We start from the raw sequence: 25,369 nt of genomic DNA on the forward strand, positions 1-25,369 counted from the left end.
CGGAACCGACCCGCGATACGCGTCGTGCGCGCCGCGCGAGGGTGCCCTGTGGATTCAGCCGCGTAGGGCCGCGTCGAACTGCGGCCAGGCACGATGCAGTTCGTCCTGCCAGTACGGCCACGCATGGGTCCCGCCCTCGTAGAGGTGGAACGTCGCCGGCACACCGATGTCGCGCATCCGCCGCTGGAGGTTCCTCGTGCACTGCGCCGTGGCGGTCTCGATCACCGCCCCGACTGCGATCTGGTCGAACAGCTTGGAGCCGTTGCCCTCGATGCCGGGGCCGTCGAGGGTGTCGTACCGGCCCGGCATCCCGGATCCGTTCGAGACGTAGATCGGGCTTCTCCTGTCGCTCCTGTTCTTCAGCGTGTTCGCCGGGTTCTTCTTCACCGTGTCGATCTCGGCTCAGTTCGGACTCGGCTACTCGGCCTTCGGGACCGGGATGCTGGCCCTGCCCTTCGCGATCGGCGCCGCGGTCGGCTCACTCGCCTCACCACGCGTGGTCGCCCGCATCACCGCCCCGCACACCCTGATGGCCGGATCCGTCGCCGTCGGAGCCGGATTCGTCTGGCTCGCGATGATCATCGAACCGGCTGCGGAGACCCTGCCGGTGCCCGGCATCCTCGGTCCCCTCGTACTCGGCGGTCTGGGGACGGGTGTGTTCATCGCACCGCTGCAGGCCGTGATCCTGTCCGACACGACCGAAGCCACGGTGGGCACGGCAACCGGGACGATCCCCACTGTTCAGCAGATCGGCGCCTCGATCGGGCTGGCGGTCGTCACCCTCTTCTTCTTCGGTCAGGTGGCCGGCCAGACAAGCGAGACGGTTCCGGCGGTGAGAGCCGAACTCGTTGCGTCGCTGTCGGAGTCACCGGTTCGCCCGGTGCTGCACGGGGCGGTCGCCGATCGTTTCGCATCCTGCGCGAGCGATCAGCTGCGGTCCGCACATCCGGAGCGACCGGCGCCCGCCTGCGCGGGCGGACCGACCTCGCCGGCGGTCGCCGCGGTCGCCGCGCAGGCACGGCCCTCGACTCAGGATGCGGCCCGGTCGGTGACCGCTCGGACCTTCCTGGCCGCGCTGAGGACGACCTTGATGATGCTGGGTCTCGTCGCCGTGGCGATCGGGGCACTCGCCGCCGCTCTGCGGACGCGACGGACCCCATGAACGCACATCGCCCCGTCTCCTCGACGGAGACGGGGCGATGTGGAACGCGTTCGATCAGGCCTGGCCGACCTCGAACCGGGTGAATGCCTTGACGGTCACACCGGCGTCGTCGAGCAGGGCCTTGACGGACTTCTTCGAGTCCTGGACCGAGGCCTGGTCGAGCAGCACGACGTCCTTGTAGAAGCCGTTGACGCGACCTTCGACGATCTTGGGCAGGGCCTGCTCGGGCTTGCCCTCCTCCTTGGCCGTCTGCTCGGCGATACGACGCTCGTTCTCGACGACGTCCGCGGGGACCTCGTCGCGGGTGGCGTAGCGCGCCTTGAGCGCGGCCACCTGCATCGCGGCGCCGCGAGCGGCCTCCTCGGCGGCCTCGCCCTCACCGGTGTAGGACACCAGCACGCCGACGCCCGGAGGCAGGTCCGACGCGCGCTTGTGCAGGTACACGGCAACGGGACCGTCGTAGTAGGCCACGCGCCGGAGCTCGAGCTTCTCGCCGATCTTGGCCGAGAGAGCCGCCACGGCCTCGTCCACGGTGCCGTCGCCGAGCGGAGCCTTCTTCAGCTCGTCGAGGTCGTTGGTCTTCGCCGCGGCCGCCGCGTTCACGATGTCGTCGGCGAGCTGCTGGAACTCACCGTTCTTCGCGACGAAGTCGGTCTCGGAGTTGATCTCGATGAGCGCGCCGCCCTTGGCCGCGACCAGGCCCTCGGCCGTGGAGCGCTCGGCGCGCTTGCCCACGTCCTTGGCGCCCTTGATACGCAGCTCTTCGACGGCCTTGTCGAAATCGCCGTCGTTGTTGGCCAGCGCGTTCTTGCAGTCGAGCATTCCAGAGCCGGTGAGCTCACGGAGACGCTTCACATCAGCTGCGGTGTAGTTCGCCATCGTCGGCGAGCCTCCTTAGAGAAAGTGTTGGGACCGGACTGCGAGCAGTCGGGACTACTGAGCAGCCGGGGCGTCGGTCGCGGCGGCGTCGCCGGCCGGTGCCGCAGCCTGGGTCAGCAGTTCCTGCTCCCACTCTGCCAGCGGTTCGCCACTGCCGGCCTCGGGCTTGGCGTCGCCACTGGCGGCGCCGGCACGGGCCTGGACGCCCTCGGCCACGGCCGAGGCCACGACGCGGGTGAGCAGTGCTGCGCTGCGGATGGCGTCGTCGTTGCCCGGGATCGGGTAGTCGACGAGGTCGGGATCGCAGTTGGTGTCCAGGATCGCGATGACCGGGATGTTCAGCTTGCGCGCCTCGCCGACGGCGATGTGCTCCTTGTTGGTGTCGACGACCCACACGGCCGACGGAACCTTGGCCATGTCGCGGATACCGCCGAGGGTGCGCTCGAGCTTGTTCTTCTCACGCGTGAGCATGAGGATTTCCTTCTTGGTGCGTCCCTCGAAACCGCCGGTCTGCTCCATGGTCTCGAGCTCCTTCAGGCGCTGCAGGCGCTTGTGGACGGTCGAGAAGTTGGTGAGCATGCCACCGAGCCAGCGCTGGTTGACGTACGGCATGCCGACACGGGTCGCCTCCGCGGCGATCGATTCCTGTGCCTGCTTCTTGGTGCCGACGAAGAGGATGGTGCCGCCGTGGGCGACGGTCTCCTTGACGAACTCGTACGCCTTGTCGATGTAGGTCAGCGTCTGCTGCAAATCGATGATGTAGATGCCGTTGCGGTCGGTGAAGATGAATCGCTTCATCTTCGGGTTCCAACGGCGGGTCTGGTGCCCGAAGTGTGCGCCGCTGTCCAGCAGCTGCTTCATGGTCACGACAGCCATGATCGTCCTTTTCTCGCAGTTGTCGTCGGTACCGTCGGTACCGACCCTGGCGCCTGCGGCCGAGTGCCACCCGAGACGGCATGGGCCGTTCCGGGACTGCTCACTTGGCGTGTGTTTCTCGACTGTGCTGGTCAGGGCGTCGAAGCCCGGAGCGTCACAGACCTGAGTGCAGGCGCGCGAAGTCACCTCATCAACGAGCGATGAGGTGCGTGGGAGAGTTTACGCCGCGGCGGATGGAACACCAAAACGCCTTCGCCCACGTCGGAGACGGTTGTGGTGATGCCGTCGGCGGTCGAATCGGCATCGACCGCGCGCCCGGCGGATCCCATCCGGCTCCCGCCGCGTCCAATCAGCGTGCCATCCCGATTACCGCGTGTCCTCGCCGCGCTCCTGCCGACCGTCCTCAGCGTCGTCGGTCCGGTCCCGACCGCCGCGTCCGTCGGTGTGTACGCGGCGCCGTTGTCGCCCCGGCCCACCGTGGTGACCGCCTACGACGAGCCCGAGAAGCGATGGCAGCCCGGCCACCGGGGCGTCGACCTCGCGGCCGGGCCCGGCCAGACCGTCCGCGCGGCGGGCGCCGGTCGCGTGCGCTTTGCGGGAACGGTCGCCGGCCGGCCGGTGGTCTCGGTGTCCCATCCCGACGGCGTGACCACGACGTACGAGCCGGTGGAGGCGAGTGTCGACGCGGGTGATCACGTCTCACGAGGTGAGGTCATCGGGACCGTGATGACAGGTCATCCGGGATGCCCGGTGCCCGCCTGCCTGCACTGGGGCGCCCGACGCGGTAGCGGCCGTGCGGCGGACTACCTGGACCCGCTCGGCCTGCTCGGGGCCGTGCGCGTCCGACTCAAACCGGTCGACTGACGGCGGTCACGCTCGCGGGTGCGCCTGTCGATGGACGGCCCGCAGACGTTCGACGCTCACATGCGTGTAGATCTGCGTCGTGGCGAGCGACGAGTGTCCGAGCAGTTCCTGGACGACGCGCAGGTCGGCACCACCCTCGAGCAGATGAGTGGCGGCGCTGTGCCGGAGTCCGTGTGGCCCGGTCGCCGGGCCTCCGCTCGCCTCGACCGCGCGTGACACGACCGAGCGCGCCATCCGCTGGTCGAGCCGTCCCCCGCGGGCACCCAGCAGCAAGGCTGGTCCGGACGCGTCGGTCACCAGGGCCGGGCGTCCGGAACGCAGCCAGGCGTCGATCGCGCGGGCGGCGGGCTCTCCGTAGGGGACCGACCGTTCCTTGTCGCCTTTGCCGATCACCCGCACCACCCGTCGCCCGGCGTCGACGTCGCCGACGTCCAGCCCGCACAACTCCCCCACTCGAACTCCGCTGGCGTACAACAACTCCAGGATGACCCGATCCCGCAGGGCGATCGGGTCGTCGGGGGCACGATCCACTCCGGTGGCCGCGATCGCGGCTTCTGCCTGGGCGGGGGCCAGTACCGCGGGCAGGGTCCGGTGCGCCTTGGGAGCCTTCAACCGCTGTGACGGGTCGGCCGCCAGGTAGCCCTCGCGGACCGCCCACGCGCAGAACGTCTTCGCCGCGGAGACCTGCCGGGCCACGGTCGTGCGCGCGGCGCCGCGCCGGGTCAGTTCCGCGAGCCAGGCCCGCAGCAGCGGGAGATCGATGTCGGCCACCGCGATTCCGCGGGCACCGGCGAACGAGACGAGGGCGCGAGCCCCACCGACATAGGCGCGGATCGTGTGCTCGCTGCGCCCTTTCTCCAGGCGCAGGTGATCGGCGAAGTCGTCGAGCATGGTCACGACCTCACCGCGTCGGACACCCGAGTGCAACCGCACACGCGGCGTTGTGGCCGAATCGGTGCGGTGTCCGGTCGGTGGGCCTCAGCCCTGGGCGCCGACGGCCTCCTCCTCGGCCCGCAGGTCGGCTTTCCACTGTCGGAAGCCCTCCTCGGTCCGGCCGCGCCGCCAGTACCCGGAGATCGAGGCGTTGGCCGCACTCACGCCGCGTTCCTTGCGGATGTAGGCCCGCAGGTTGTGCATGACCGCTTGCGCCTCGCCGTGGATGAACACGTGCGGTTCGCCCTCGAGCCATTCCGTCGCGCGCACGGCCGCGATCAGCGGGGCGTTGTCACCGGCGAGCGAATCGTCGACGTCCGCCGCGGGTCCGCCGCGGTGCACCCACGAGACCTGTGCCCCGGCGGGTGCGTCCAGGTCGAGTTCGTCGTCGGGGCCGGCGACCTCGATGAAGACCTTGGCGACGGCGTCGGCGGGAAGGGCTTCGAGTGCGGCGGCCACCGCGGGGAGACCCGCCTCGTCGCACGCCATGAGATGCCAGGGGGCATCGGATCGCGGACGGTAGCCGCTACCCGGCCCGATGAAACGGATCGTCTCGCCTGGCTCCACCGAGGCCGCCCAGGGGCCGGCGATGCCCTCGGTGCCGTGCACGACGAAGTCGACGACGAGCTCGCGGGCCTCCGCGTCGACCCGGCGCACCGTGTAGGTACGCAAGACGGGTTGCCGCTCGGGCGCCACGTTCGTACGGATCTCCTGGAGATCGAACGGTTCGGGATAGCTGACACCCGGCGGTGCGAAGACGAACTTCACATACATGTCGGTGTCGGGTTCCCCGGACTTGCCCAGAGCCGGTCGGAAGTCGTCGAACCCCTCCCCGCCCAGGTACAGGCGTACGAAATGCGGGCTGATCCGCTCTCTTCGTAGCACCGTCATCGTGTTCACGCGTTTCGCCATCGAACCTCCCTTTCGGGTCAACCCTACGCCTACGAGATTAGGCCACCCTTAGCTTTAGGCCGGCGAACCACCCATCCGCGGTTGTAAGGTTTTCTATCGATCAAGCGATGTGAATTTGAGACTTTGCCATTGCTAAAGTCAGACGTCGCGAGACCCGACCAGAGGTGACTCCATGCCGGATCAGCCCGTGGACCAGTCCACCACGCGCCGCAGCTCGCGGCTCAGTGTGGACGACTGGTTGGAGGCCGCGACCCAGATCCTGGTCGACGACGGGATCGATGCCCTCAAGATCTCGCGCCTCAGCGCGCGCCTCGGTGTGACCAAGGGCAGCTTCTACTGGCACTTCACCGACATCGGGGCGCTGAAGACCGCGCTCGCCGAACACTGCCGACGTGCCCAGTCGGCGGCGGCCGACCGGATCGAGGCGCTGGAGGCCCTACCACCGGTCGAACGGGTCGAAGGGATGGCCCGTCTGCTGTCGGATCCTCGTCGCTGGGCGATGGAGTCCGCCCTGCGCCGCTGGGCCCAGACGGACGAGTCGATCGCGAACTCGGTCGATGCACTCGACTGCCGGATCTTCTCGATCGCGATCTCCGCGATGCGTGAACTCGGTTTCTCGGAGGCCGAGGCACACGCTCGCGCGACGACGCTTCTGTACGCGGGAATCGGTTACGTCCATGCTCATAGCCGTCTGAACGAGGCGACGGTCGAGGATCTGCATGTCATCATCGACGTCCTCACCCGCCGCTGAGGTCACGCCAGCCGCCATCGTCCGTCCACGTTCTGCACGTACCCCTTGATGTCGAGGTGCGCGAGCGCCGCGCGGACGGTTCCGATGTCGAGGCCGGCGGCGAACGCGATCTCGTCGATCCCCACTCCACCGCGGCCGGGAATGGCGTCGTGGACCCGTAGTTGCTCGGCGTCGAGCGCGTCGGTCGGTTTCGCGCGGCCGCGGCCGATGTCGCCCCCACCGTCGGGTCGTACCAGGTTGATCACCGACGCGACGTCGGACACCAGTACGGCGAGCTCGTCGGCGATCATCCGGTGACATCCGACCGAGGTCGCCGAGGTGACGGGACCTGGAACGGCTCCCAGCGGCCGGCCGAGCTTGCGCGCCCAGGCGGCGGTGTTCGCCGCGCCGGACCGTCGCCCTGCCTCGACCACGACGGTCGCGCCGCTCATCGCGGCGACCAATCGGTTCCGGGTGAGGAACCGATGTTTCGCCGCTGTCGTCCCGGGCGGGTACTCGCTGATCACCGCGCCCGTGCGCGCGATCGCGGTCAGCAGCGACGAGTGTGACGCCGGGTAGTCGCGGTCGATGCCACACGCCATCACCGCCGCGGTCACCCCGCCCGCCGCGACGACCGTGCGGTGAGCGGCGCCGTCGATGCCGAACGCCCCGCCGGACAGCACTGCGAAACCCTGGGCCGACAACCCCGAAGCGAGCGTCTGCGTGACGTGTTCGCCATACGACGACGCGGCACGGGACCCGATCAACGCGATCGACGCTGCGGCGAGGTCGTCGAGCCGGGCCGGACCGCGCACCCACAGGGCCAGCGGTTCGCCTCCGCGCGCGGCCGTGTCCGCCTGCCCCAGCGCCAGCAACGACCAGGCCGGCCACTCCGGATCGGCACGGGTCACCAGGCGCGCACCGACCCGCTCGGCGGCGTCCAGATCGTCGACCGCACAGTCTGATTCGCTCCGAGCCGCGGTGGCGGCGAGCACCGTCTCGTGGCCGCCGGGCACGGTGCGTCGACGGATCGCCGCAGCCGCCTCGACCGGACCGATGTCGTCGACGAGCGCGATGACCGCGGCGCACGGCGGTTCGGCGACCCGCGCCAGATAGGCCCAGGCGATGGATTCCGGCGACCGGGGTTCCGACGAATGGGCGGAGATCACCAGGTCGCTCCTCGGTCTCGGTACAGAAGTGCCTGTGCGACATCGTCTTCGACGGGACGCCCGGACCCGCTCAGATCGCTGAGGGTCCATGCCAGCCGCAGAGCGCGATCGGCACCGCGGGCGGTCACGCGGCCGTCTCGGAGGAACAGTTCGATGGGCCGCAGCACGTCGGGCGGCAGCCGGAACCGCTGCCGCAGCGCGGACCCGGGAACCTCGGCATTGGTGCGCCACCCGAATTCCGACCAACGCTCGATCGCAGTGGCTCGCGCCGCGGTGACGCGGGCCCGGACGTCGGCACTCGACTCCCCGGCACCGCTCATCAGCGCGGTGTTGCCCGGTGGGTCCATCCGCACGCGGATGTCCACGCGGTCCAGCAGCGGTCCGGACAACTTGCCCAGATAGCGCCGCCGCACGACGGCCGTGCAGACGCAGTCGACGTCGTGGGCGGGCGCGCACGGGCACGGGTTCGCCGCGAGGATCAGCTGAAAGCGCGCGGGGTAGACCGCCATGCCGTCACGCCGGGGCACCCGGACCTCGCCGTCTTCGAGGGGTTCCCGCAGGGATTCGAGCGACTTGACACTCATCTCGGCGCACTCGTCGAGGAACAGCACTCCCCGATGCGCCTTGGACGCCGCGCCCGGCCGGGCGAAACCGGTACCGCCACCGAGCAGGGCCGTGATCGATGAGCTGTGGTGCGGGGCGACGAACGGCGGTTCGGTGATCAGCGGACGTCCGGGCGACAGCTCCCCCACCAGGGAATGGATCGCCGTCACCTCCAACGAGTCCTCCAGACCCAGCGGCGGCAGAATGCCCGGCAGCCGCCGCGCGAGCATCGTCTTGCCGATCCCCGGCGATCCGGTCATCAGGACGTGATGAGCTCCCGCGGCAGCGATCTCGAGCGCGTGCCGGGCCTCGTGCTGCCCCACGACGTCGGCCATGTCGGGGGCCGGCGGCGCCTGCGTCGTCGTCACCGCGTGCACCGTGTCGAGCACGTGGTCACCGGCCAGCCACTGCGTCACCTCTTTCAGACTGCTCGCTCCACCGACGTCCATCCCCTCGACGAGCGCGGCCTCGGCAACGGTCTCGATCGGCACCACCGCCCGTCGATACCCCTCCTGCCGCGCCGCGATCACCGCCGGCAACACCCCGCGGATCGGCCGCACGGTGCCGTCCAGACCGAGCTCGCCCAGAAAAACCGTCGACGACAACTTCTCCGCCGACACCTGTTGCGTGGCAGCCAGAATGGACACGGCCATCGACAGATCGAACCCCGGACCGATCTTCGGCATATCGGCCGGCGACAACGCCACCGTCACCTTCAACTCGGGAAAACTGAACCCGGAGTTCTTGATCGCAGCCCGCACCCGATCCCGCGCCTCCCGAACCGACGAATCCGGATTACCCGTCACCGCGAACCCCGGCAGACCCGAACTCACACTCGCCTGCACGTCGACGACCTGCGCGACAAAGGCATTGAGCCCCACCGCCTGTGTTTGCCCCAACATGGGCACAGTCTCACCGGAAACACGCGTGGCGGGCGGCGCCGAACCACTCACACAGCCGATCTGTGGATGACCTCGCGGTTGTGCACCACCGTTCACAGCAGCCCGACTAGGCTCGACAACCGATGGACGACGGAACATTCGACGATGCGTTCGTCGGCGATCTCGACCGACTACTCCGATGGCGGCGCGACGTCCGTTGCTTCCGCCGCGAACCACTCGAACCCCACGTGCTCCCCGACATCCTCGACGCAGCCGAACTGGCTCCGTCTGTGGGCAACAGCCAACCGTGGCGCTGGGTCGAGGTCCGGTCCGCCGAAGCCCGGCAATCGGTGCGCGACAGCTTCACTCGCTGCAACGCCGACGCGCTGGACGGTTATACGGGCGAACGCGCACAGCTGTATTCGTCGCTCAAGCTCGCCGGTCTCGACGACGCTCCCGTCCACCTCGCCGTGTTCTGCGAACCCGGTGTCGAGCAGGGCCGGGGACTCGGCCGACAGACAGTGCCCGAGACGCTGGAGTATTCGGTCGTCACCGCGATCTCCACACTCTGGCTGGCGGCGCGGGCCCGAGGCGTCGGGGTGGGGTGGGTGTCCATCCTCGAACCCGAGGAGGTTTCCGAGGCACTTGCGGTACCGCCGGCCTGGAAGCTTGTCGCCTACCTGTGTATCGGCTACCCCGCGCACGACTCGGAGACACCGGAACTCGAACGTGTCGGCTGGCAGTCACGGACGTCCGCCGGGGAACGCTTCTTCGTGCGCTGACACCAGATCGTGACCCCGCGGACCGCGCGATCCGCATGTAACTCCAGTAACAATAGTCACGTCAATCACTTCTATCGCAAGAGTAACTGGAGGACGCGCGTGTCGAGCCGTCTCACCACGAGTGTCCGACTGGCCCTCGCCGGGGTCATCGCATTCAGCGGCACCGCGGTCGCGCTGACGACCGGTGCCGGTGTCGCGCACGCCGCGCCGTGCGGCAACGCGACCACGGGCTCTAGCTTCCTGGGCTTCGGTTCCAGCGGTTCCAGCGGCTCGAGTGGCTCCAGCGGGTCGGAGGGCTCGTCGGGCAGCTCGAGCATTCCGAACCCGGGACCGCAGCGACCACTGATCCCGTATGTCGGTTCCAAATCCCGCACCGTCGGGTGGGTGACGGGCCCGCTCAGCGCGAACCGCACATTCAGCCGGTTCGGTATCGGCGGCACCGATCTCGGCGTCTCCTGGGACAACGGCCGCGGCCAGACGCTGATGGCCTTCGGAGACACCTTCGGCAACTGCAACGCGCCGGGACAGCAGTGGCGGCACAACGTGCTGCTCCGCACCGACGACGACAACCTCGCGAACGGACTCTCCGTCCCGGCCGGTCGCGCCGGCGACGTGACGTCGGGTTCGGTGATCGCGCCCGGCCAACCGAACTACGCGCAGGAACTGATCCCGTCGCTGGGCATCTCCAATGTCGAGGTCACCACCATCCCGACGGCGGCCATCTCCCTCCCGCACGGCGACGGCTTCCGCCAGTACATCAACTACATGTCGGTGCGCTCCTGGGGTTCGCCGGGCAACTGGGTCACCAATTTCTCGGCGATCGCCCATTCCGACGACAACGGCCAGACCTGGGTCACCGATCAGGACACCATCCTCATCAATGCTCCGGTCTCGCTCCGACTGCCCGGCGAGTTCCGTCCGATCGAGTTCAACAACGGCAAGTTCCAGCAGAACGCGTACGTCCGCGGCCGGCCCGGGACACCCGAAGCCGAGTACGTCTACCAATACGGCACCCCGAACGGACGATTCGGCGCCGCCTTTCTCGCGCGGTTCAAACCCACGGACATCCTCGACCTCGACGCGTACGAGTACTGGGCCGGCAAGAGTCGCGGTTGGGTGGACGACATCGCCGCGATCCCCGACGACGGCTCGGCGGTCGTCGTCAGACAACCGGTCACCGAACTCTCGGTCGCCTGGAGCCCGTACCTCGAGAAATACGTCATGCTCGATGGCGACAACGACATCACGCTGCGCACCGCCGATCATCCCGAAGGCCCATGGAGTGCACCGAAGACCATCGTGCCCCGTGGTGCGCTCGTCGTCTACGGACCGATGATGCTCCCCAACTCCCCCGCGCTGCAGGGAGATTCGAAGGAGCTCTACTTCAACGCATCGCGGTGGAGCGACTACAACGTGATGCTGATCCGGACCGATCTGAGCAAGCTCTGACACCCGGGTTCACACGTGCACGCCCTGGTGATGCCGCACCTGCGCACGAGCCAGATCGTCGGGAGCGGCCTGGTCGAGGCGCACGCTGAGGACGTCGAACCGGATCTGCGTCCATCGCCGATCCTGCGCCGCCAGCCACATCCCCGCGAGTCGGCGCATCCGGGCGAGCTTCGTCGGCGTGACCGCCATGACCGGATCGTCGTACGTGCGGCTCGCGCGGGTCTTGACCTCGACGATCACCAGGACCGACCCATCCGCGGCCACCAGATCCAGTTCGCCATAGCGGGTACGCCAATTGCGCTCCAGGACAGTCCAGCCGAGGGATATCGCGTAGTCTGCGGCCACGTCTTCACCGAGCCTGCCGATATGACCGCGGCGATCGGGGCGAGGATGGTCGCGCGCTTGTGCACTCATGCCGATCAGATTCGCGCAGAATCGATTTTGTCGACCTTCCGAAAGCGAGCAACGCCCTGATCTGTGAACGATCAGGGCGTTGTCAACAGGTTGCGCGTGGTCAGGGCTCGTCGGGCAGGCGGAGTTCCGACTTCTCGAGTTCCTCGATGTTGACGTCCTTGAACGTGATCACGCGGACCTGCTTGACGAACCGCGCCGGGCGGTACATGTCCCACACCCAGGCATCGCTCATGCGGAGTTCGAAGTAGACCTCGCCGTCGGTGTTGCGCGGGATCATCTCGACCGCGTTGGCGAGGTAGAAGCGCCGCTCCGTCTCCACCACGTAGGTGAACTGCCCGACGATGTCCTTGTACTCGCGGTACAGAGAGAGTTCCATCTCGGTTTCGTACTTCTCGAGATCCTCAGCACTCATCCTGTCAGCCTATCCCTGTTGTCGTTTGCGCTGGTGACCACACGTGCCGCGACATTACGGTACGACATGCGGTGTTGTGGTGTGGGGCCGGCGGCGTCGATGCGCGACATGTGCAACGCCGTGCTGTACCCCTTGTGGATGGCGAAGTCGTACCCGGGCAGGTCGTCGTCCATGGCGACCATGATGCGATCTCGGGTGACCTTGGCGATGATGCTGGCGGCGGCGATGCACGCGGCCGCCCCGTCTCCCCCGATCACCGGCAGAGACGGGGCCGTCAGTCCCGGCACCGCGAAACCGTCGGACAGCACGTATCCCGGTTTCACGTCGAGGGCGGCCACCGCCCGGCGCATGCCCTCGATGTTCGCGACGTGGATGCCGATGCGATCGATCTCGGCGGCTTCGATGATCACCGCACTCCAGCTCTGCGCGTAGCGCGTCACCGAGCGGTACAGCTCCTCGCGGGTGCGCTCGGTCAAACGTTTCGAGTCGTCGAGGTCGGCGAGGGAGACGAGCTGCGTCGGCTTCAAGACGCAGGCCGCCACGACCAGCGGGCCCGCGCACGCTCCGCGGCCGGCTTCGTCGACCCCCGCCACGGGCCCCAGACCCTGCCGGTGCAAGGCGAATTCGAACGTCCGCAGGCCCGCGGCACGGCGGACGGGTGAGCGGGGTGGCCATCGAGTCGTCACAGCTGTCTCACCCCTGCTGCGGATTGAACGAACCGACACCACCGATCCGCGAGAAGGGGTAGATGATGAACCGGACCTTGCCGCGGATGTCGCTGACCGGGACGGTGCCCTGGTACTGGTCCTCGACGTGGTAGCGCGAGTCCTGCGAGTTCAGTCGATTGTCACCCATGACCCACACGTTGCCCTCGGGCACGGTGATCGGACCGAAATCCGGCCCGAGACACGGAGGCACCTGGTCGCCCGGCCCGGCGACACCGGGCCCGAACGACGCAACCGTCTCCTCCTGGAGCTTCATGTCGATGTAGGGCTCGCGCAACGGGCGACCGTTGACCTTCACGCCGACGCCCTCGTCGTTGCGACATTCCACCGTCTGACCGCCGGTCGCGATGACCCGCTTGACGAGGTTGTTCTCGTCCGGCGGCGCGAACCCGAACCACGACAGCGCATCCTGCGCCTTGTGCATCACCGGATTCGTCGATCGGGGCGACACCCAGGCGCCGTTCCACGACTCCGACGGGCCCTTGAAGACGACGACGTCGCCGGGTTGCGGATCACCGAACCGGTACGTGAGCTTGTCGATCACGATGCGGTCGTTGGTGCAGCCGTCGCACCCGATGAGGGTGGACTCCATCGACTCCGACGGGATGACGTACTGCCGACCGATGAAGGTCTGCAGCACCCAGGTGAGGAGAAGGACGCACCCCACGATGATGACGACTTCGCGCAGGAGCGAACCCGAGCCGGACTTGCGCTTGCCGCGCTCGTCGGCATCGGATTCGGCCGGGTCGGTCTTCAACCTCCACGGACGCTTGGCGTCGTCGTCGGGGGCATCGTGGGGTCGCTGTGTGTCGGCCACCTCGTCAGGTTAGACGCGTCAGCGCTTTTCCTTGATCTTGGCTGCCTTGCCGCGCAGATCGCGCAGGTAGTAGAGCTTGGCGCGACGGACGTCACCGCGGGTGAGGACGTCGATCTTGGCGATGTTCGGGCTGTGCACCGGGAAGGTGCGCTCGACGCCGACGCCGAAGGACACCTTGCGGACGGTGAAGGTCTCGCGCACGCCGCCGCCCTGACGACGGATGACGACGCCCTTGAACACCTGCACGCGCTCCTTGCTGCCCTCGATGACCTTGACGTGGACGTCGAGGGTGTCACCGGGGCCGAAGTCCGGCACGTCGTCGCGGAGGGACTGCTTGTCGAGGAAGTCGAGCGTGTTCATGTGTCGTGGTCCTTGTCTGGCGGAGAACGTTGAGCAGAGGAACCTGGCGGCCCGTGGGCTCGACCGGTTCGTGCTCCGAGTCGTTGGCGTCGCAGCCGGCGGTCTCGGAGAGACAGCCCCGGACACGGGGCATCGTCGGCAGGCAACCCGACTATTGTGCCAGAGACACCCCGGGCCGACGAAATCGCGGAGCCGCTACGTCCGTGGCGCCACGATCACGACGTCGTCGGCCTGCAATGCCGAGATGGTGGCGGGCTCCATCGGCGTCGCCGCGGCGATCGCTCTCGGCGTCACACCGGCATGCACCATGTGGTCGCGGACCGCGAGTTCGGGCGCCTGGCCGTTGGCGGTGAGTGCCTCGTCGTCGGCGAGTTCCATCCCCACCCGCTGATACGGCTGCGGGTCGTTGGTCCCGACGACGACCACCGGGGCTCCCCGCGGGCCGATCCCGACGCCCACCGCGGTCCGGAACCAACCTGCGATCGATGCCGGGACCGTGGTCTGGAGTCGCTCGGCTCGCCCCCGCAACCAGGTCAGGTCGTTCGCGCCGATCACGTCGCGGTCGGCGCGAGCCCGCGCGCCGGCCAGACCCCCGAGACCGGCAGCCATCGCACCCGCCGCACCCAGTGCCCCGAGCGGCATCATCGGCATCATCCCGCTCGTCGCCGCGGGTGCAGCGGCGCTCTGCCCGGCCTCACCCGACCGTTCGGTGTGATCATCCCCCGCCGCGGTGAGGGCCATCCGGCCGGTGCTCGCGGCCTCGACCCGCCACGTGTCGTCACCGATCGCGGCGTTCACCTCGGCCCGCCGGATGTCGCGGTCGGCGATCAGTGCGACCACCGACATCTGCTGCTGCGTGTCGATCACCGTTCGGGCATACGCGTCCAGCGACGTCCCGAGCGCGCGCAGCCGTTCCGCCGCTCCGGGCAGATCGGCACCGGCGATCTGTCCGAGCCCGTCGACGACGGCATCGTGGAACCCGCCCGCGGTCGAGTCCCCCGTCGCGTACGAGTCGGTCACCGACGCCACCGCCTCGGCGAGGCCGGCCACCCTCTCGGCGAGTGCCCGCACGCGCTGTGCCGAGTCGCTCAGTGCCGCCGCGTCGGCGGTCGGCCACACCCCCGGGGCCAGTTCCTCGGCGATCCGCTCGGCCTCGCCACGCGCCGTCATGCGTCGGCCCGGCCGATACGCGCCGAGGCCTCGGCATCTCGGTCGAGGAGGTCGTCGATGCCGGCGACGAGGGCGCGGCGGCGTTGTCCGAGACGGTTCCCGACGTCGTGCAGACGATCCGTCGACGCCGCGGCCGCCGGCGAGAACCCCGCCCGGAACGCACCCGCCGATTTCCCGGTGCCTACTGCCATGTCGACGTCGATGAGCAGGGCGGCGAGCTCGGTCTGTATCGCCGTGAGTTCCGCCGCCGCTGCCTGCAGTCGCGTCGCCACGACGGCGGCGGCACCGGGGTCGGCGGCGACCCGGGGACCGGCGTCGGCCGCCGGCGAGAGGTCAGGGTCGGTCATCGGCGACCACACTGTCGAGGCGGGCGTCGGCGTAGTCGATCGGCAGATCCGGTGCGCCGGAGAGGATGTCGGCGGATCTGGTGCGCAGCGCGGTGTCCGCCTCGGCGATCAGCGTGGTCAGCAGGGCGGACAGTTGATCCGCGCGGTATCGACGCATTGCGGAGGGTTCGATCGTGATGTCCACCGCACGGCCGCGCGCGTCGACCGTCACCGCGACGAGCCGGTCGTGACTGGTCGCCCGGGAGGTCAGCTGCGACAACGACTTCCGGACCCGTTCGAGTTCGGTGCGCTGCCGGTCGAGTTCCTCGACCATGGCCGAATACCCCTGCATCGTCTGCTGGACCCCCGTCCGAGTCGAACCTCTGCCGAATCCTAGTCGGTATCGCCCGGATGGTCCGCGGAGGAGTCCACAGGGTCCGGGAGGAGATCAGGCCGGCGCGCGCGCGTCCGCTCGAGGGCCTGTTCGGTACGCCAGCGTGCCACCTTCGCGTGGTCGCCGCTGAGGAGTACGGGCGGGACGTCCAGACCGCGCCAGGACACCGGCCGCGTGTAACTCGGACCTTCGAGCAGCCCGTCGGAGAACGAATCCTCCTGATGCGAGCGGGGATTGCCGAGTACGCCGTCGAGCAGCCGGACGGTCGCCTCGATCATGGCCATGACCGCGACCTCTCCCCCGATGAGGACGAAGTCGCCGAGGGAGACCTCTTCGACGCGCACCCGTCGGGCCGCGTCGTCGAAGACACGCTGGTCGATACCCTCATACCGGCCGCAGGCGAACACCAGATGCTGCTCGGTGCTCCAGCGACGCGCGGTCTCCTGGGTGAACGGCACACCGGCAGGGGTCGGCACGATCAGCAGCGCGTCGTCGGGGCACACCTCGTCCAGGCACGGCCCCCAGACGTCGGGTTTCATCACCATGCCGGGCCCGCCGCCGTACGGCGAGTCGTCCACGCTGCGATGGACGTCGTGCGTCCAGTTGCGTAGGTCGTGGACCGCCACGGTGATCCGTCCGGCGTCGATCGCCTTGCCCAGCAAGGCAACTCGGAGCGGATCGAGGTACTCGGGGAAGATCGACACGACGTCGAGGCGCATCACGGCGCCTCGTCGAGCGAATCCGGATCCAGCAGCCCCTCCGGGGGGTCGATCACGATCAGCTCGCGACCGACACTCGGCACGATCTCGCGCACGAACGGCACGAGTACCTCACGGTCGTCGGTGGTACGTACCGACAGCAACTCGCCGCCGGGCAGATGCAGGACCGATTCGACGACGCCGACCGCGGAGCCGTCGGTGAGTTGTACGGGCACGCCCTCGAGTTCGTGGTCGTAGAACTCGTCCGGGTCGTCGGAAGGCTCCACCTGCGAACTGTCGATGAGGAACAGGGTGCCGCGCAGGGCGTCGGCGGAATCCCGGTCCGCGATGCCGGCCAGGGACACCAACAGCCGCCCGGAATGATCCCGGGCGGCTGTGACGGTGAAATCCCGTTCCCCGGCACCGCGCGGCAGACGGCCACGCAGCACCGAGTTCGGGGCGAAACGCATCTCGGGCTCGTCGGTGCGGACGTCCACGACGACCTCACCACGGATTCCGTGTGACTTGACCACACGGCCTACGACGAGATCCACGATGCGCTCGGTGTTCGGGTTCGCGGTCAGCGGTCGGTGTCGACGATGTCGACGCGCATCCCGCGGCCGCCGATCCCGGAGACCAGGGTGCGCAGCGCGGTGGCGGTACGACCGTTGCGACCGATCACCTTGCCGAGGTCGTCGGGGTTCACGTGAACCTCGACGAGCCGGCCGCGACGGCCGGTGACGAGGTCGACCCGGACGTCATCGGGGTTGGAGACGATTCCGCGGACCAGGTGCTCGACCGCGTCGGCGACGACTGCGCTCACGCGTCACCCTCGGCGGCGGGAGCCTCGGCAGCCTCGTCGTCCTTCTTGGCGGCCTTCTTCTTGGGGGTGGTCGCGGCGGCGACCGGCTCGTTGTCGGCGGCGGCGAGCGCGGCGTTGAACAGGTCGAGCTTCGACGGCTTGGGCTCGGCGGTCTTCAGGGTGCCCTCGGCGCCCGGCAGGCCCTTGAACTTCTGCCAGTCACCGGTCACCTTGAGGATCGCGGCCACGGGCTCGGTCGGCTGCGCACCGACGCCCAGCCAGTACTGCGCGCGCTCGGAGTCGACCTCGATCAGCGAGGGCTCTTCCTTGGGGTGGTACTTGCCGATGGTCTCGATGACCCGGCCGTTGCGGCGGGTGCGGGCGTCGGCGACGACGATGCGGTACTGCGGGTTGCGGATCTTGCCGAGCCGCGTGAGCTTGATCTTGACAGCCATGTCTACATCTCTTTCGTGTGGTCACTGCGCAATTCAGCAATCCGCCCGGAGTGGCGGACCCGGTTTTGCGTCTGTAGTGGTGTGACCGTCGGGCGGCCGTGACCGGATCCGACGAACCAGCGAATCATTGTGCCAGACCGGGCGGTGAGTTCCGAATCCGGTGATCGGCCTGCAGAAGGAACAGCCGATGGACCGGCATGTGGTCACCCACCCCGCGAGGACGACCACATGCCGAACGTCACTTCCGTCACTCTGTCGGTGTCGGCTCATCCGCGTCCTGATGCGCGACACCGCCGGAGCCTCCCTCGACCCCCGGCTCCGACGGGCCCGCGCTCTCGGATCCGGGCCGCGGATCCGAGGTGGACTGATCCGGTTCGTCCTGGCCGAACCGTTGCAACGCCGTTGCTACGTTACGCGGCGGTAAGGAAGGCAACCAGCCACTACCGTGTGGCTTTGCTCACACGAGGTGGCGACCAGACGAGACCACTGCCACCGGGTGTCGCAACGTGCCCAGGTCGTCGCACGGGTTGTCTGCGTACACGACGAAGTCGGCGCGGTGCCCGTCCTCCAGGAGGTCGGCGCCCAGCCAGGCGCGCGCATTCGTCGACGCCGCCGCGATCGCACCCGCCGGGCCCAGGCCCACGTCCGAGAGCGCCTCGATCTCGTCGACGATGCGTCCGTGCTCGACGAATCCGCCCGCGTCGGTCCCGGCGAAGATCTGGACACCGGCCTCACGCGCGGCGGCGAACACCGCCGGGGCGCCCGCATGCAGGGCGCGCATGTGCGCGGCGTAGGTCGGGAAGCGTTCGGCTCCGTCGGCGATCCCGGGAAAGTTCTCGACCTGGATCAGGGTGGGCACCAACGCGATCGAGCGGTCGACGAGCTGGTCGACGAGATCGGGAGTCAGCCCGGTGCCGTGCTCGATGCAATCGACACCGGCCCCGATCAGGTCGACTAGAGCATCGGTTCCGAAGACATGGGCGGTGATCCGGGCGCCGTGCTCGTGCGCCACCGCCACCGCCGCCTCTATCTGTGCACGGGTCCACAGCGGGGCCAGGTCGCCGACCTCGCGGTCGATCCAGTCGCCCACGATCTTCACCCAGCCGTCGCCGGCCTGCGCCTGCCGGGCCACCTCGGCCGCGAGTTCGTCCGGATCGTCGAGGTCGACGCCGTAGTCGCGCAGATACCGCTTGGGCCGGGCGATGTGCTTGCCCGAGCGGATGAAGCGCGGGCAGGCGGGGTCGTCGTCGAGCGGGTGTGTGTCGAGCGGCGACCCGACCTCGCGGATCAGCAGGGTGCCTGCGCGCGCATCGGCGTAGGCGTACCCACGGGCCTGCTCGATGTCGACCCCGAGGCCCGGCGCGATCCCCACGTGGTTGTGGGCATCGACGAGGCCCGGCAGGATCCAGCCGCCGTCGACGGCCGTCTCGGCGTCGGGAACCGCGGTGAGGCTGATGGTGTCGTCGGACACCCAGAACTCGACCGGTTCGGACGTGAGCGGATCGGTGCCCCGGTAGTGGCGGGCCATTGCACCCTGTTCCGGGCCACCCACCGTCATTTCTTCTTCTTGGGCTGCTGGAACTGCGACACGTCGATGCCCTCGAGACCCGGGGGCAGCTGATCGAGACCGGCCGGCATGTTCGACAGGTCCGGGAACCCGGCCGGCATGCCTCCGGGCATACCAGGGAAGCCGCCGCGCGCCGCCTTCGGCGGGGTGGGGCCGCGGCTCTTGCCCTTCTTGCCCTTCTTGCCCTTGCGGTTGGACTTGCGGTTCATCGCGCCCATGCCCATGCGACCCGACATCTGCGCCATCATCTTGCGGGCCTCGAAGAACCGGTCGACGAGCTGGTTGACCTCGCTGACGGTCACACCCGACCCGTTGGCGATCCGGATCCGGCGTGAGGCGTTGATGATCTTCGGGTTGTCGCGCTCGGCGGGGGTCATGCCGCGGATGATCGCCTGCACGCGGTCGAGCTGCTTGTCGTCGACCTGCGACAGCACGTCCTTCATCTGGCCGGCGCCGGGCAACATCCCCAGGATGTTGCCGATGGGGCCCATCTTGCGGATCATCAGCATCTGCTCGAGGAAGTCCTCGAGGGTCAGCTCGCCCTGGGTGATCTTGGCGGCCGCGGCCTCGGCTTGCTGCGCATCCCAGTGCTGTTCGGCCTGCTCGATGAGCGACAACACGTCGCCCATGCCGAGGATGCGGCTGGCCATGCGGTCGGGATGGAAGACGTCGAAGTCCTCGAGCTTCTCGCCCGAGGACGCGAACATGATCGGTTGGCCGGTCACCTCGCGTACCGACAACGCCGCACCGCCGCGCGCATCGCCGTCGAGCTTGGTCAGCACGACGCCGGTGAAGCCCACACCCTCCTGGAAGGCCTCGGCGGTGGTGACGGCGTCCTGACCGATCATCGCGTCGACGACGAACAGCACCTCGTCGGGCGAGGTGGCGTCGCGGATGTCGGAGGCCTGCTTCATCAGTTCGGCGTCGATGCCGAGCCGGCCGGCGGTGTCGATGACCACCACGTCGTAGTGCTTGCTCCGCGCCTCGTCGACACCGGCCTGCGCGACCGAGACCGGATCGCCCGAGGTCACACCGAGCACACCCTCGCCGCCGACGCTCGTGCCCGGATGCGGCGCGAAGACCGGTACGCCGGCGCGCTCGCCGACGATCTGCAGCTGTGAGACCGCGCCCGGACGCTGCAGGTCACAGGCGACGAGCAGCGGGGTGTGACCCTGCTGCTTGAGCCAGTTGCCCAGCTTTCCGGCGAGTGTCGTCTTACCGGCACCCTGGAGACCGGCCAACATGATGACGGTCGGGGGGTTCTTGGCGAACCGCACCCGCCGCGTCTCCCCGCCGAGGATTCCGATGAGTTCCTCGTTGACGATCTTGACGACCGTCTGCGCCGGGTTGAGTGCCGCGGAGACCTCGGCACCCTTGGCGCGCTCCTTGATCCGGGCGATGAAGGACCGGACCACCGCGAGCGAGACGTCCGCCTCGAGCAGGGCGAGCCGGATCTCGCGGCAGGTGCGGTCGATGTCGGCGTCGGACAGCCGCCCCTTGCCACGCAGATCCTTCAGGGCACCGGTCAACCGGTCGGAGAGGGAATCGAACATGGGTCCCATCCTTCCATGCGGGTCCCGGGACGAAACATCTAGGAGATCGGCACTCCGGACCGTCCCGTCCCGCCGTAGGACTGCGGTCCGTCGCCGTCCTCCTCGCGCGCCGGCTGCGGCGGCGGGCAGACCGCGACGACGGCCTCGGCCAGCTTTGCCCGTGCGTCCTCGGTGTCGGTCGCCAGCCGCAGGCCGAAGATGTCGACCCCGGTGGCGCCCAGGGTCGCCACCTTGGCCCACCGGATGTCGGCGCCGTGGCGTTCCAGGATGGCACTGACCCGGCTGAGCAGGCCGATCCGGTCGTCGGAACGGACCTCCAGCACCGCTTCCCCCTCCGGGGCGTCCAGCCACGTCACCCGCGGTGGCGCCACGGCGAAGAGCGCGGGTACCGCGTTCTTCGGATGCCCGGCCCCGTCGACCTCGGGATCGGTGCTCCCGGCGCTGGCGCCGATGGTCACCACGGTGCCGGGAATCGTGGTGACGGTGCCGATCGTCGGGATCGGCGAGTCCCGCTCGCGCGCGTCGAGCCGCGCGAGGACGTCGATCTTGCCGTCGACGGCCGCGATCAGCTGCTGGCGCAACAGGCCGGCATCGGGCGGACTGCCGAACATCGGGACGACCAGGAACGAGTTGATCGCCTTCCCGTCGGCGCTCTGGGCACACGCCGAGTGGGACCGCAACCCGCCCAGGGCGAGGACCCCGGCCATCTTCGACAGCAGGCCGGGTTGATCAGGCGCCACCATGGTGACGCGGTACGTGTGTTGCCCGTCGGCCCGGACGAGCCGGACCGCGTAGTCCCCTTCCGCCGCCGTGGCCAGGTCCTCGGCCGTCAGCGGCTCGGGCGCGCTCGGCTCTTCGCCGTCGATGAGTCGCATCGACCGGCGGACGAGGTCGTGGATGAGCGAGGCCTTCCACTCCCCCCACACCCCCGGGCCGGTGGCCAGCGAATCCGCTTCGGCAAGTGCGGCAAGCAGTTCCAACAGCACCCGGTTGTGTCCCAGGGTGTCGGCGACCGACTCGGCGGTGGCCGGGTCGTCGAGGTCCCGGCGGGTGGCGACCTGCGGCAGCAGCAGGTGGTGTCGCACCATGTCGGCGAGGATCGCCACATCCTGCGGCCAGAGACCGAACCGGTTGCCGACCTGAACCGCCAGATCAGCGCCGACGATGCTGTGGTCGGCACCCCGACCCTTGCCGAGGTCGTGGATCAACGCACCGAGGACGAGCAGGTCGGGCCGGGACACCCGGGTGGTCATCGCACTCGCGTACGCCGCGGTTTCCACGAGATGCCGGTCGACGGTCCAGGTGTGGATGGCATCGCGCGGCGGGAGGTCGCGCACCGCACCCCATTCCGGCAGGAGCCGGCCCCACAGGCCGGTGCGGTCGAGCGCCTCGATCGGGTCGACCATGTGATGTCCCGAACTGAGCAGGACCAGCAGGTCGCTGAGTGCTTCGGCCGGCCACGGCTCACGCAGTTCCGGCGCGTAGTCGGCCAGCCGGCTCAGCGTCGACGCGCTGATCGGGAGGCCGGTTCGGGCCGACGCGGCGGCGACCCGCAGGATGAGTCCCGGGTCTTTGCTCGGAATCGCGTTGCGCGCCAACACGATCTCTCCGCTGTGCTCGACGACGCCTTCGTCGAGCGGACGGCGCAGCGGCGAGCGCCGCAGCTTGGCCAGTCCGCGACGCGGCAGGGCGTTGCCCGCGGTCCGCAGGCCGACGTCGATGGAGTAGCTGATGGTGCGGGCCGAGTCGCTGATGACGCGGGCGAGATCGAACCGGTCCCCGATCCGGAGGGCCGCCCCGATCTCGTCGGCGTCTTGGGCCTGCACGTGCTCGCGGGGACGCCCGGCGATGCGGTGCAGTTCGGTACGGATGTCGAGGAGCCGCGTGTAGGCGACCTGCGGTCCGGCACCGGGCGAATCGGGTCGCAGGCTCGCCATCCCGCTGGTGAGCTGGGCGATCGCCAGCGCTCCCAGGAGCTGGACGTCACGCAGGCCGCCCCGGCCGCTCTTGAGGTCGGGTTCGGCGCGATGTGCGATGTCGCCGGCTCGCCGCCAGCGGTCCTGCGCGTGCGTGACCACTTCGGGGAACCGATTGCGGATGTCGTTGCGCCACTGCTGGCGGACCCCGCCGATCAGCAACGTGGACAGATCCTCGTCGCCGGCTATGTGGCGCGCCTCGAGGAGGCCGAGGGCCGCGGTGACGTCGTCGCCGGCGACCTGCAGCGCCTGCGGCACCGTCCGCACACTGTGGTCGAGCGGGATGTTGGCGTCCCACAACGGGTACCAGAGTCCGTCGGCGACCTCGGACACCCGCTCGGCGGGCATGTCGTCGTGCAGCAGGATCAGATCGAGGTCCGAATACGGGAGCATCTCACCGCGACCGAGTCCGCCCACGGCGACGATCGCGAACCCGCTGTGCGGCTTGATGCCGAGTTCGGCGCCCTTGCTGGTCAGCCAGAATTCGTGCAGGTCGACGAGCACCTGGCGCAGTGCTGGTGCGTCGAGTTTTCCCGATCGGCCGGATTCGGTGAGTTGCCGTCGGGTCTTGGCCAGGTCTGCGGCGCTTACGACTGCCTCCAAAGTGTGTGGGAGAGAAGGGAATACGAGGTGTGGAACTCCGACGGCCCCGCGCCCGACTGGTCGTCGGGCACGGGGCCGTTCACCGGGATTTCGTCGACGCCTCGGCGGGCTCGCTACAGTGCGTCGCCACCGCGCTCGCCGGTTCGGACGCGAACCACGGACTCGACCGGCGAGACCCACACCTTGCCGTCACCGATCTTGCCGGTCCGGGCGGCCTCGACGATCACGTCGACGACCTTGTCCACGGCGGCGTCGTCCACCACGACCTCGACGCGGACCTTGGGTACGAAGTCGACCGAGTACTCGGCGCCGCGATAGACCTCGGTGTGACCCTTCTGGCGGCCGTAGCCCTGGACCTCACTCACGGTCATGCCCAGGATGCCGGCCTGCTCCAACCCGGCTTTGACATCCTCGAGCGTGAACGGCTTGACGATTGCAGTGATCAGCTTCATTAGTTATCCCTCTCCACAGGATTCAGCGTAGTAGCGAATGGCTTCGAGCGTCATGCCAGCTCATAGGCCGTCTCGGCGTGTTCTGCCTCGTCGATGCCGCTCTTCTCGTCCTCGTCGCTGACGCGCCAACCCAGCGGCTTGAGCACCAGGGCGATGATCGCGGTGAGAACACCGGTGAACACGAGGGCGAACAAGGCGATCACGACCTGGACCACCAGCTGCTTGTAATCTCCGCCCCAGAAAAGGCCCACGTCCTCGCCGATCAGGCCGATGGCCACCGTGCCCCAGAGGCCGGCGACGAGGTGGACACCGACGACGTCGAGCGAGTCGTCGTAGCCGAACTTGTTCTTCAGGCCGATCGCGACGGCGGCGAGAGCACCCGCGATGACACCGAGGATGAGCGAGCCGACCGGGGTCAGCGAACCACACGCGGGGGTGATGGCGACCAGACCGGCGACCACACCCGAGGCGGCGCCGACGCTGGTGGCGTGCTTGTCGCGGATGAGTTCCACCGCGAGCCAGCCGAGGATCGCCGCGGCGGTGGCAGCGGTGGTGTTGACCCACACCTGACCGGCGAGCAGGTCGGCGCCCAGCTCGGAGCCGACGTTGAACCCGAACCAGCCGAACCAGAGGAGTGCTGCGCCCAGCATCACGAACGGGATGTTGTGCGGACGGTAGGCGGTGCGGCCGAAGCCGACGCGCTTGCCGATGATGAGGACCAGGACCAGCGCCGCGATACCGGCGTTGATGTGCACGACCGTGCCGCCGGCGAAGTCGATCGGCGCGACGTTGGCCGCACCTTCCTCGTCGGTCCCGAACATCTTGGCCGCCAGACCGTCCTCACCGCCGCCGAGGAGGCCGCCGCCACCGACGAGCCCGCCCCAGACCATGTGGGACAGCGGGAAGTACACGATCGTCGCCCACAGGACGGTGAAGACCATCCAGGTGGAGAACTTGACGCGTTCGGCGAGTGCACCGCTGATGAGGGCGACGGTGATGACCGCGAAGGTCAGCTGGAACCCCATGAAGACGATCGCCGGGATGGTCAGGCCGCCGGTGACGTACATCTCGGTGTCGCCCTCGCCGATGGTGCTCATCAGCTGGTCGGACCCGAAGAGCGCGAACGGGTTCGCGAAGATGCCGCCGATGTCGCTGCTGCCGGTGATCCCGTCGCTGAACGACATCGAGAAGCCCCACAGCACGTACACGACGCTGATCGACGCGAGTGCTCCGAAGGACATCATCATCATGTTCAGGACGGACTTGCCTCGCGCCAACCCCCCGTAGAAGAACGCGAGGCCTGGGGTCATCAGCAACACGAGCGCGGCCGACACGAGCATGAATGCCGTGTTACCCGTGTCGATCGGGCCAAACGATTCGTTTGGCAACTGAGCCAACTCCACTA

At 68.7% G+C, this 25,369-nt stretch carries 28 protein-coding genes and 1 pseudogene; 5 read left to right on the forward strand and 24 right to left on the reverse strand.

All coding sequences use genetic code 11. From position 1 onward, the window contains the following. Window positions 1–54: 54 nt before the first annotated feature. A pseudogene (locus tag JW364_RS03970) lies at window positions 55–345 on the reverse strand (esterase family protein); the annotation flags it as partial. 19 nt (window positions 346–364) lie between these two features. Here JW364_RS03970 and JW364_RS03975 point away from each other — a divergent pair. Continuing rightward, window positions 365–1,162, forward strand: a complete 798-nt coding sequence (locus JW364_RS03975) for a hypothetical protein (protein ID WP_223258937.1) — start codon at window positions 365–367, stop codon at window positions 1,160–1,162. Between the two features lie 54 nt (window positions 1,163–1,216). Here the strand turns inward: JW364_RS03975 and tsf are convergent, their stop codons facing one another. Together tsf and rpsB are read right to left on the reverse strand one after the other, a co-directional pair. Beyond that, a complete protein-coding gene (gene tsf / locus JW364_RS03980; protein WP_058250094.1) occupies window positions 1,217–2,041 on the reverse strand; it encodes a translation elongation factor Ts in 825 nt (274 codons plus the stop codon). A 54-nt stretch (window positions 2,042–2,095) separates the two neighbouring features. Further along, entirely contained in the window at window positions 2,096–2,917 is an 822-nt protein-coding gene (gene rpsB / locus JW364_RS03985) for a 30S ribosomal protein S2 (RefSeq protein WP_058250093.1), read from the reverse strand. Window positions 2,918–3,265: 348 nt separating this feature from the next. Here rpsB and JW364_RS03990 point away from each other — a divergent pair, with 348 nt between their 5' ends. After that, the gene (locus tag JW364_RS03990; protein ID WP_374100788.1) at window positions 3,266–3,781 is read left to right on the forward strand and encodes a M23 family metallopeptidase; all 516 of its coding nucleotides are present in this window, start codon (window positions 3,266–3,268) and stop codon (window positions 3,779–3,781) included. A 6-nt stretch (window positions 3,782–3,787) separates the two neighbouring features. Here the strand turns inward: JW364_RS03990 and JW364_RS03995 are convergent, their stop codons facing one another. Together JW364_RS03995 and JW364_RS04000 are read right to left on the reverse strand one after the other, a co-directional pair. Continuing rightward, window positions 3,788–4,672 (reverse strand): tyrosine recombinase XerC, encoded by an 885-nt coding sequence (locus JW364_RS03995; RefSeq protein ID WP_058250297.1) that lies wholly within the window; start codon window positions 4,670–4,672, stop codon window positions 3,788–3,790. 87 nt (window positions 4,673–4,759) lie between these two features. Further along, the gene (locus JW364_RS04000; RefSeq protein ID WP_068971335.1) at window positions 4,760–5,626 is read right to left on the reverse strand and encodes a siderophore-interacting protein; all 867 of its coding nucleotides are present in this window, start codon (window positions 5,624–5,626) and stop codon (window positions 4,760–4,762) included. Between the two features lie 172 nt (window positions 5,627–5,798). On the opposite strand from JW364_RS04000, the gene JW364_RS04005 reads away from it, so the two are divergent. Beyond that, window positions 5,799–6,377 carry a TetR/AcrR family transcriptional regulator gene (locus JW364_RS04005; RefSeq protein ID WP_165630197.1) on the forward strand — a complete coding sequence of 193 codons (579 nt, stop codon included), beginning with the start codon at window positions 5,799–5,801 and terminating at the stop codon, window positions 6,375–6,377. A 2-nt stretch (window positions 6,378–6,379) separates the two neighbouring features. Here JW364_RS04005 and dprA read toward each other — a convergent pair whose 3' ends face one another. Continuing rightward, window positions 6,380–7,522, reverse strand: coding sequence for a DNA-processing protein DprA (gene dprA / locus JW364_RS04010; protein WP_165630862.1), 1,143 nt, complete (start codon window positions 7,520–7,522; stop codon window positions 6,380–6,382). Further along, the gene (locus JW364_RS04015; RefSeq protein ID WP_068972335.1) at window positions 7,522–9,030 is read right to left on the reverse strand and encodes a YifB family Mg chelatase-like AAA ATPase; all 1,509 of its coding nucleotides are present in this window, start codon (window positions 9,028–9,030) and stop codon (window positions 7,522–7,524) included. The genes dprA and JW364_RS04015 overlap by 1 nt, the downstream gene beginning before the upstream one ends. A 122-nt stretch (window positions 9,031–9,152) precedes the next feature. On the opposite strand from JW364_RS04015, the gene bluB reads away from it, so the two are divergent. Continuing rightward, window positions 9,153–9,791 carry a 5,6-dimethylbenzimidazole synthase gene (gene bluB / locus JW364_RS04020; RefSeq protein WP_068972336.1) on the forward strand — a complete coding sequence of 213 codons (639 nt, stop codon included), beginning with the start codon at window positions 9,153–9,155 and terminating at the stop codon, window positions 9,789–9,791. Between the two features lie 99 nt (window positions 9,792–9,890). Continuing rightward, the gene (locus JW364_RS04025) at window positions 9,891–11,240 is read left to right on the forward strand and encodes a DUF4185 domain-containing protein (RefSeq protein WP_068972337.1); all 1,350 of its coding nucleotides are present in this window, start codon (window positions 9,891–9,893) and stop codon (window positions 11,238–11,240) included. 9 nt (window positions 11,241–11,249) lie between these two features. Here the strand turns inward: JW364_RS04025 and JW364_RS04030 are convergent, their stop codons facing one another. From JW364_RS04030 to JW364_RS04110, 17 genes are all read right to left on the reverse strand, one after another. Further along, window positions 11,250–11,654, reverse strand: a complete 405-nt coding sequence (locus JW364_RS04030; RefSeq protein WP_068972338.1) for a YraN family protein — start codon at window positions 11,652–11,654, stop codon at window positions 11,250–11,252. Window positions 11,655–11,754: 100 nt separating this feature from the next. Next, the gene (locus tag JW364_RS04035) at window positions 11,755–12,066 is read right to left on the reverse strand and encodes a DUF2469 domain-containing protein (RefSeq protein WP_004572292.1); all 312 of its coding nucleotides are present in this window, start codon (window positions 12,064–12,066) and stop codon (window positions 11,755–11,757) included. Further along, entirely contained in the window at window positions 12,063–12,752 is a 690-nt protein-coding gene (locus JW364_RS04040) for a ribonuclease HII (RefSeq protein ID WP_068972339.1), read from the reverse strand. The genes JW364_RS04035 and JW364_RS04040 overlap by 4 nt, the downstream gene beginning before the upstream one ends. Before the next feature lie 7 nt (window positions 12,753–12,759). Continuing rightward, the gene (gene lepB, locus JW364_RS04045; protein ID WP_068972340.1) at window positions 12,760–13,608 is read right to left on the reverse strand and encodes a signal peptidase I; all 849 of its coding nucleotides are present in this window, start codon (window positions 13,606–13,608) and stop codon (window positions 12,760–12,762) included. A gap of 18 nt (window positions 13,609–13,626) precedes the next feature. Then, window positions 13,627–13,968 carry a 50S ribosomal protein L19 gene (gene rplS, locus JW364_RS04050; protein ID WP_004572295.1) on the reverse strand — a complete coding sequence of 114 codons (342 nt, stop codon included), beginning with the start codon at window positions 13,966–13,968 and terminating at the stop codon, window positions 13,627–13,629. A gap of 195 nt (window positions 13,969–14,163) precedes the next feature. Next, a complete protein-coding gene (locus JW364_RS04055; protein ID WP_065628987.1) occupies window positions 14,164–15,138 on the reverse strand; it encodes a hypothetical protein in 975 nt (324 codons plus the stop codon). Further along, on the reverse strand, window positions 15,135–15,485 hold the full coding sequence (locus JW364_RS04060) for a hypothetical protein (RefSeq protein WP_065628988.1): 351 nt from the start codon (window positions 15,483–15,485) through the stop codon (window positions 15,135–15,137). Before JW364_RS04060 ends, JW364_RS04055 begins: the two co-directional genes overlap by 4 nt. Beyond that, a complete protein-coding gene (locus JW364_RS04065) occupies window positions 15,472–15,816 on the reverse strand; it encodes a YbaB/EbfC family nucleoid-associated protein (protein ID WP_065628989.1) in 345 nt (114 codons plus the stop codon). The genes JW364_RS04060 and JW364_RS04065 overlap by 14 nt, the downstream gene beginning before the upstream one ends. 41 nt (window positions 15,817–15,857) lie before the next feature. Further along, window positions 15,858–16,577 carry a tRNA (guanosine(37)-N1)-methyltransferase TrmD gene (gene trmD / locus JW364_RS04070; RefSeq protein ID WP_065628990.1) on the reverse strand — a complete coding sequence of 240 codons (720 nt, stop codon included), beginning with the start codon at window positions 16,575–16,577 and terminating at the stop codon, window positions 15,858–15,860. Further along, window positions 16,577–17,110 carry a ribosome maturation factor RimM gene (gene rimM, locus JW364_RS04075; RefSeq protein ID WP_065628991.1) on the reverse strand — a complete coding sequence of 178 codons (534 nt, stop codon included), beginning with the start codon at window positions 17,108–17,110 and terminating at the stop codon, window positions 16,577–16,579. Before rimM ends, trmD begins: the two co-directional genes overlap by 1 nt. A 26-nt stretch (window positions 17,111–17,136) precedes the next feature. Next, window positions 17,137–17,379, reverse strand: a complete 243-nt coding sequence (locus JW364_RS04080) for an RNA-binding protein (protein WP_004572301.1) — start codon at window positions 17,377–17,379, stop codon at window positions 17,137–17,139. Beyond that, on the reverse strand, window positions 17,376–17,813 hold the full coding sequence (gene rpsP, locus JW364_RS04085) for a 30S ribosomal protein S16 (protein WP_058250078.1): 438 nt from the start codon (window positions 17,811–17,813) through the stop codon (window positions 17,376–17,378). Before rpsP ends, JW364_RS04080 begins: the two co-directional genes overlap by 4 nt. 457 nt (window positions 17,814–18,270) lie before the next feature. After that, window positions 18,271–19,341 carry an amidohydrolase family protein gene (locus JW364_RS04090; protein WP_068972353.1) on the reverse strand — a complete coding sequence of 357 codons (1,071 nt, stop codon included), beginning with the start codon at window positions 19,339–19,341 and terminating at the stop codon, window positions 18,271–18,273. A 26-nt stretch (window positions 19,342–19,367) separates the two neighbouring features. After that, entirely contained in the window at window positions 19,368–20,933 is a 1,566-nt protein-coding gene (gene ffh, locus JW364_RS04095) for a signal recognition particle protein (protein WP_068972354.1), read from the reverse strand. A gap of 38 nt (window positions 20,934–20,971) precedes the next feature. Then, window positions 20,972–23,512: a [protein-PII] uridylyltransferase gene (locus JW364_RS04100; RefSeq protein ID WP_068972341.1), complete on the reverse strand. Its 2,541-nt coding sequence runs from the start codon at window positions 23,510–23,512 to the stop codon at window positions 20,972–20,974. Window positions 23,513–23,625: 113 nt separating this feature from the next. Then, window positions 23,626–23,964 carry a P-II family nitrogen regulator gene (locus tag JW364_RS04105; protein WP_004572306.1) on the reverse strand — a complete coding sequence of 113 codons (339 nt, stop codon included), beginning with the start codon at window positions 23,962–23,964 and terminating at the stop codon, window positions 23,626–23,628. A gap of 50 nt (window positions 23,965–24,014) precedes the next feature. Next, complete coding sequence (locus JW364_RS04110; protein ID WP_189340149.1) at window positions 24,015–25,367, reverse strand: ammonium transporter; 1,353 nt, start codon at window positions 25,365–25,367, stop codon at window positions 24,015–24,017. Window positions 25,368–25,369: the final 2 nt, after the last annotated feature.

Origin of the sequence: Gordonia sp. BP-119 (assembly GCF_016924115.1) — a bacterium.
GTDB classification, from domain to species: Bacteria; Actinomycetota; Actinomycetes; order Mycobacteriales; family Mycobacteriaceae; genus Gordonia; species Gordonia hongkongensis.

Excerpts from the sequence above, each read along its gene's own strand:
- JW364_RS04005 (WP_165630197.1), top strand. The coding sequence starts at position 5,799 with ATGCCGGATCAGCCCGTGGACCAGTCCACCACGCGCCGCAGCTCGCGG.
- JW364_RS04105 (WP_004572306.1), bottom strand. The coding sequence starts at position 23,964 with ATGAAGCTGATCACTGCAATCGTCAAGCCGTTCACGCTCGAGGATGTC.
- ffh (WP_068972354.1), bottom strand. The coding sequence starts at position 20,933 with ATGTTCGATTCCCTCTCCGACCGGTTGACCGGTGCCCTGAAGGATCTG.
- JW364_RS04090 (WP_068972353.1), bottom strand. The coding sequence starts at position 19,341 with ATGGCCCGCCACTACCGGGGCACCGATCCGCTCACGTCCGAACCGGTC.
- JW364_RS04055 (WP_065628987.1), bottom strand. The coding sequence starts at position 15,138 with ATGACGGCGCGTGGCGAGGCCGAGCGGATCGCCGAGGAACTGGCCCCG.
- bluB (WP_068972336.1), top strand. The coding sequence starts at position 9,153 with ATGGACGACGGAACATTCGACGATGCGTTCGTCGGCGATCTCGACCGA.
- JW364_RS04015 (WP_068972335.1), bottom strand. The coding sequence starts at position 9,030 with ATGTTGGGGCAAACACAGGCGGTGGGGCTCAATGCCTTTGTCGCGCAG.
- JW364_RS04030 (WP_068972338.1), bottom strand. The coding sequence starts at position 11,654 with ATGAGTGCACAAGCGCGCGACCATCCTCGCCCCGATCGCCGCGGTCAT.
- rpsB (WP_058250093.1), bottom strand. The coding sequence starts at position 2,917 with ATGGCTGTCGTGACCATGAAGCAGCTGCTGGACAGCGGCGCACACTTC.
- rpsP (WP_058250078.1), bottom strand. The coding sequence starts at position 17,813 with ATGGCTGTCAAGATCAAGCTCACGCGGCTCGGCAAGATCCGCAACCCG.
- tsf (WP_058250094.1), bottom strand. The coding sequence starts at position 2,041 with ATGGCGAACTACACCGCAGCTGATGTGAAGCGTCTCCGTGAGCTCACC.
- JW364_RS04065 (WP_065628989.1), bottom strand. The coding sequence starts at position 15,816 with ATGCAGGGGTATTCGGCCATGGTCGAGGAACTCGACCGGCAGCGCACC.
- JW364_RS04000 (WP_068971335.1), bottom strand. The coding sequence starts at position 5,626 with ATGGCGAAACGCGTGAACACGATGACGGTGCTACGAAGAGAGCGGATC.
- JW364_RS04060 (WP_065628988.1), bottom strand. The coding sequence starts at position 15,485 with ATGACCGACCCTGACCTCTCGCCGGCGGCCGACGCCGGTCCCCGGGTC.
- rplS (WP_004572295.1), bottom strand. The coding sequence starts at position 13,968 with ATGAACACGCTCGACTTCCTCGACAAGCAGTCCCTCCGCGACGACGTG.
- trmD (WP_065628990.1), bottom strand. The coding sequence starts at position 16,577 with ATGCGCCTCGACGTCGTGTCGATCTTCCCCGAGTACCTCGATCCGCTC.
- JW364_RS03995 (WP_058250297.1), bottom strand. The coding sequence starts at position 4,672 with ATGCTCGACGACTTCGCCGATCACCTGCGCCTGGAGAAAGGGCGCAGC.
- JW364_RS04035 (WP_004572292.1), bottom strand. The coding sequence starts at position 12,066 with ATGAGTGCTGAGGATCTCGAGAAGTACGAAACCGAGATGGAACTCTCT.